Source organism: Sphingomonas segetis (assembly GCF_009720245.1).
Classification (GTDB): domain Bacteria; phylum Pseudomonadota; class Alphaproteobacteria; order Sphingomonadales; family Sphingomonadaceae; genus Sphingomicrobium; species Sphingomicrobium segetis.
The window spans coordinates 1-2,400 of record NZ_WJSQ01000246.1 but is presented as its reverse complement, the minus strand read 5'-3'; the positions used below and the strand labels follow the sequence as shown (position 1 = coordinate 2,400).

The 2,400-nt window shown below is 66.5% G+C and carries 3 protein-coding genes and 1 tRNA gene; 1 reads left to right on the top strand and 3 read right to left on the bottom strand.

Annotation, left to right across the window (positions count from 1 at the left end; all coding sequences use genetic code 11):
- Positions 1-357 precede the first annotated feature (357 nt).
- The 3 genes from GH737_RS15520 to GH737_RS14405 form a co-directional block, all read right to left on the bottom strand.
- Positions 358-885: a DUF4142 domain-containing protein gene (locus GH737_RS15520; protein WP_275401976.1), complete on the bottom strand. Its 528-nt coding sequence runs from the start codon at positions 883-885 to the stop codon at positions 358-360.
- 73 nt (positions 886-958) lie between these two features.
- Positions 959-1,672: a transglutaminase-like cysteine peptidase gene (locus tag GH737_RS14410; protein WP_155265459.1), complete on the bottom strand. Its 714-nt coding sequence runs from the start codon at positions 1,670-1,672 to the stop codon at positions 959-961.
- A 163-nt stretch (positions 1,673-1,835) separates the two neighbouring features.
- A tRNA-Gln gene (locus GH737_RS14405) sits at positions 1,836-1,909 on the bottom strand.
- Positions 1,910-2,064: 155 nt separating this feature from the next.
- Between GH737_RS14405 and GH737_RS14400 the strand changes: the two genes are divergently transcribed.
- Positions 2,065-2,400, top strand: a 336-nt coding sequence (locus GH737_RS14400; protein ID WP_420853460.1) for a Ppx/GppA phosphatase family protein, incomplete at its 3' end; no start/stop codon positions are given.

The following is a 2,400-nucleotide window of genomic DNA, read 5'->3' as shown; positions in this document are numbered from 1 at the left end:
CAGGCGGCTTCCCCGCAGATAGCTGTTCCAATGCTCTTATGGTACTTCCACCGCGACGGGGCTGCGACGGGGAGCGCCCTGCTGCGCGAGGATCGCCTGCAACGCACTCGGCGCGCCGAGGATCGCTTCGCTCTTCGACCAGGCGAGCGATCCGGCGCTTGCGGGGGCCGACTGTGCGGAAGCTGTTGCGGGAATGAAGAGGAGTGCCGCAGCCGTGGCCGGGAGCCAAACTGAAGCGGGCGAGATGCTGCGGGTTGCCATGCACCGGCATCTGCCGAAACAAGACCAAGATTGGCTTAGCGCTCGTGGTTACCGGCGCGTTTACCTGCGCCGAAAAGAGCCTTCGTTCTGCGGTACTTAGAGGTACCCGAGAAGCCTCAGGTGACGCTGCTCGATCGGCAGCGCCGCCGCCGCGACCGGGCGCAGCGTCGGGCTTCGGCCACGCGCGGCATAAGCGGAGTCGATCGACACCAGCTGCTGGTGCACGAGGCGCTGATCGCGAACGAAATCGGCATCGAACCGGCTGCTCGACCCGAGAGAGTCGAGCATCGCCTGCTCTCCGGGCCGCAATTTCGCCGAGGGCAGGAGGTTCAGCCGTCGCCCGGCAAGCGACAGCTGTCCGCTGGTCCCTCTGTGCGACGAGATCATCGACGAGGCGAAGTCGCGGATCCGCGCTGACGAGGAGCGTTGCAGCGCCAGCTCCGAGGAGCGGATCACGAACAGGTCGAACGACGCGCTGGCGGCCACGAACGTTGCGTCAGAGGGCGCAGGTGACCGCGACGCCGGCGGAGCAGGGCGCTGCGCCTGCCTTGGGCGCTCGCCGCCCGCGCATGCTGCGAGCCCGATGATGATCGCCAGTGCCGTGAATGTTCGGATGCGTCGCAAGCCTGCCTCCCGCCGTGGCGTGGGCTTGTCATAGCACAAGCCTGCGCGGGTGGGAGTGCGCGTGAACGCCTGCTTACGGCCGACCGGCTGTGGATGAGTTCGCAGCCGACGCCGCGACGGTCGACGGCGCCGCGCGCGACGACGCCATTGCGGTCGGTGGGACGTGGACCCATGCGCCGTACATGCCGAAGCTCATGACCGGCTGGAACTCGAGACGACGTTCCTCGACAGCAAACGGTCGCCCTCCGGTATCGTCCATCACATAATAGCGGCCGCCGCTGCGCACCGTCAGCACGGTCAGTGGCCCCCCGACGCGATCGCGCGCGAGCGTCAGGAACAGGTCAGAGTTCTTGAATCCGAGCGCGCGCAACGCGTGCAGCTTGACGATCGCGCGGTTCTTCGCGTCGCCGGCGCCATGGGAGAGGGTCTGCGATGCGCTTGCCCAGTAATCGTGCTGGCCCCATTCGGTGGCGTCCGAAATCCAGTGGATGCTGCGTGTCACGGCCGACTGGATGAACGCCATCTTCTGGAGCGGCGGCATCGGCCGCGCCGGCGCAATCAGCCGCTGCAGGAGCGGCGATGTCGATGCATCCTCGCGGGCGCGCTTGAGGCTGTCCGAAAAGCGGTCGGCCCTGATCGGGACAGCGCGCGTGCCCAGCATGTCGGGAGCGGTCGCGAGCAGGTTCGGGGCTCGGGCTGCGGCGGGAGGCGCGGCCGCACTTGCGGCGGGGCAGGCGAGCACGGCAATGCCGATCAGCAGCGCGCCGCAGCTTGTCCGTTGCCCCATCCTTACCTCCGCCCTCAGTCCCGAAGAGGAAGGAATCACGGATCAGCGACCACGGGAATCCGGACGTAAACAGCAGTTCAACCGTCAACGCCCAACTGTTACGCTTCCGCGACGAACCGCACGAATCCCGTACATTTCCTCACAGCGGTTAACGGACGGAGGATGGATGCCCCGCGTGGATTCGAACCACGATTGACGGAGTCAGAGTCCGTAGTCTTACCATTAGACGACGGGGCAGCTTGGGATGCGGCGAGATAGAAAGGGGCCTTTGCACTGTCAACGGCACCGGCCGCAAGGCCCCGCACTTGCCCACAAGCACCATATTGTGATTAAAACCCGCTCAAGTCAGCCGCTTCGACAGTGGCGGTGAAGAACAGAAACGGGCGTGTGTCATGGCGCAGGGTGTCGCCAGTGCGCCGGCCCTGCAGCAGGGTTATCGCGAGCAGGGCCGGCCAGCGGATCAGGGTTTCTCGCCGAAGCGTGAGCCGCACCGTCACACATATGGAGCGATCGACCTCGGCACCAACAATTGCCGGCTGCTGATTGCGCGCCCGAGCGGCGGCGGATTCACCGTCATTGACGCCTTCTCGCGCATTGTCCGGCTCGGCGAGGGGCTGGCGCGCAGCGGCGCGCTGTCCGACGAGGCGATGGACCGCGCCGTCGCCGCGCTGTCGATCTGCGCCGACAAGCTTCGGCGGCGCAATGTCTCGTTGTCGCGCTCGGTTGCG